2 protein-coding genes and 1 rRNA gene are annotated in these 2690 nt (G+C 69.0%); 2 read left to right on the top strand and 1 reads right to left on the bottom strand.

Features of this window, described 5'->3' with window-relative positions:
• Nucleotides 1–7 precede the first annotated feature (7 nt).
• Nucleotides 8–124: ribosomal RNA gene (gene rrf, locus MCAG_RS08380) — 5S ribosomal RNA — on the top strand.
• Nucleotides 125–354: 230 nt separating this feature from the next.
• Here the strand turns inward: rrf and MCAG_RS08375 are convergent.
• Entirely contained in the window at nucleotides 355–1035 is a 681-nt protein-coding gene (locus tag MCAG_RS08375) for a hypothetical protein (RefSeq protein WP_007072529.1), read from the bottom strand.
• Nucleotides 1036–1104: 69 nt separating this feature from the next.
• Here MCAG_RS08375 and MCAG_RS08370 point away from each other — a divergent pair.
• Nucleotides 1105–2690: valine--tRNA ligase (locus MCAG_RS08370; RefSeq protein WP_007072528.1), on the top strand; the 1586-nt coding region annotated here is incomplete at its 3' end.

The following is a 2690-nucleotide window of genomic DNA, read 5'->3' as shown; positions in this document are numbered from 1 at the left end:
ATAGAGTTACGGCGGTCATGGCGGAGGGGAAACGCCCGGTTACATTCCGAACCCGGAAGCTAAGCCCTCCAGCGCCGATGGTACTGCACTCGGGAGGGTGTGGGAGAGTAGGACACCGCCGGACATTCTTTCCAGTCGAGGGCCGCCCCTATGGGGGTCGGCCCTCGATTGTGTGGTTGTGGGGTGTGGTGTGGTCGGGGTCATCCTTTTGTGGGGGTGGCCCTGAACCGTTTCCAGGAACCGGAAATCGGATACCACCGGGCAACCGGGATGGTGGACAGCGACGGACAAGAGGACAGCGGCGGCCATGGCCCCTCGGGACGCCCCGCCAGCCGTCGGGAATCCTGATCGGGATCAGGAGCGGCTCTGGATCTCCTCACGGATCTGACGCAGCAGGTCACCGGCGGAGTCCACCGGACGGCCCGGAAACATCGCCATCGCGACGCTGCCGTGGTCCGCCCAGCCGCAGATCGCGAAGTCGCCGCCCTCGCCGCTGGTCGTACCGCACTTCATCACCCCGCCGAGCCGGCCGGGGGGAACCTCCCGCAGGCTGGTGACTTTCCCGGTCTCGTCCGTCATCAGGCGGAACAGGGTGTCGAGGTCGCGTTCCGGTTGCCAGAGCAGGGTTGTGCCGCCGAAGACGAGCACCGCCCGCTTGTCGTCCGCCGGGTCGCGGTAGACGGTGCCGAAGCTGCGGTCCAGGTCGATGTCGGCGGACAGCCCGTCGCGCAGGTAGTCGGCGGTGCTGCGCGCGCGTTCGCTGTCGTCCCGCTGGAGGCCGGCGACGGTGGCGGGGCTGGACAGTTCAGCGTCCTTCTGCTGAGCCACCCGCCAGCCGGCGACGCCGAGCGCGCCCATCCCGGCGAGGCCGGCCGCCAGCACCACCGCGAGGACGACCAGTCGGCGCCGGGACCGCGAAGATCGCCCGGGAGCGTCCTGCGGGTCCCGGTTGCCGAGCCGGATCGGTTCCTCGGTGAGGTCGATCGGCTCGGGCTCGCCGGCGAGCGAATGCTCGGTGAGATGCGCGTCGGACATAGCCGACACCGTACGCGAACAACAGGTGGTGCACGTCAGGTCGGCAGAAGCGCTCCGTAGACTTTGAGGGTGACCGAGAGACTGGATGCCCGACGCCCCGACGCCCCGACCCTCTCCGCCCAGTATCAGCCGGGCGAAGTGGAGCAGCGACGGTACGAGCAGTGGGTAGCCGGCGGCCGGTTCCGGGCGTCGGCCCAGAGCGACAAGCCCCCGTTCACCGTGGTCATCCCCCCGCCGAACGTCACCGGTTCGCTGCACATGGGCCATGCGTTCGAGCACACGCTGATGGACGCGTTGACCCGTCGCAAGCGGATGCAGGGCTTCGAGGCGCTCTGGTTGCCGGGCATGGACCACGCCGGCATCGCCACCCAGAACCTGGTCGAGCGGCAGCTGGCGAACGAGGGCCTGTCCCGCCACGATCTGGGTCGCGAGAAGTTCGTCGAGCGGGTGTGGCAGTGGAAGGCCGAGTCCGGCGGCGCGATCCTGGGCCAGATGCGCCGCCTCGGCGACGCCGTCGACTGGAAGCGCGAGCGCTTCACCATGGACGCCGGCCTCTCCCGGGCCGTGCAGACCATGTTCAAGAAACTCTTCGACGACGGGTTGATCTACCGGGCCAACCGGATCATCAACTGGTGCCCCCGCTGCCTGACCGCGCTGTCCGACATCGAGGTCGAGCACACCGACGACGACGGTGAGTTGGTCTCGATCCGGTACTCCGACGACGTGGTGGTCGCCACCACCCGGGCCGAGACGATGCTCGGCGACACCGCCGTGGCGGTGCACCCGGGTGACGAGCGGTACCAGCACCTGATCGGCACCGAGGTCGAGGTGCCGCTTACCGGCCGGCATATCCCGATCGTGGCCGACGAGCACGTCGACCCGAGCTTCGGCACGGGCATGGTGAAGGTGACCCCGGCGCACGACCCGAACGACTTCGAGATCGGTCAGCGGCACGCCCTGCCGGCCTTGACGATCATGGACGAGCGTGGGGTCATCACCGCCCCCGGCCCGTTCCAGGGCCTGGACCGGTACGAGGCCCGGCCGGCGATCGTCGCGGCACTGCGCGAGCAGGGCCTGATCGTGGCCGAGAAGCGGCCGTACGTGCACGCCGTCGGCCACTGCTCGCGATGCAAGACCACGGTCGAGCCGCGGCTGTCGTTGCAGTGGTTCGTCAACACCGCCCCGCTGGCCAAGGCGGCCGGTGACGCGGTGCGCGACGGCCGGGTGAAGATCGAGCCGGCCGAGCTGGCCAAGCGGTACTTCGCCTGGGTCGACAACATGCACGACTGGTGCATCTCCCGCCAGCTTTGGTGGGGTCACCGCATCCCCGTCTGGTACGGCCCGGACGGCGAGATCGTCTGCGTTGGCCCCGACGACGAGCCGCCGACCGGCACGGGCTGGCACCAGGACGAGGACGTGCTGGACACCTGGTTCTCCAGCGGCCTGTGGCCGTTCTCCACCCTCGGCTGGCCCGAGCAGACCCCGGACCTGGCGAAGTTCTACCCGACCAGCGTCCTGGTCACCGGGTACGACATCCTGTTCTTCTGGGTCGCCCGGATGATGATGTTCGGCCTGTACGCGATGGACGGCCGGCAGCCGTTCGACGTGGTCGCCCTGCACGGCATGGTCCGTGACGAGCACGGCAAGAAGATGTC

Source organism: Micromonospora sp. ATCC 39149 (genome assembly GCF_000158815.1).
Classification (GTDB): Bacteria; Actinomycetota; Actinomycetes; order Mycobacteriales; family Micromonosporaceae; genus Micromonospora.
This window is presented reverse-complemented; position numbering and strand designations above follow the sequence as displayed.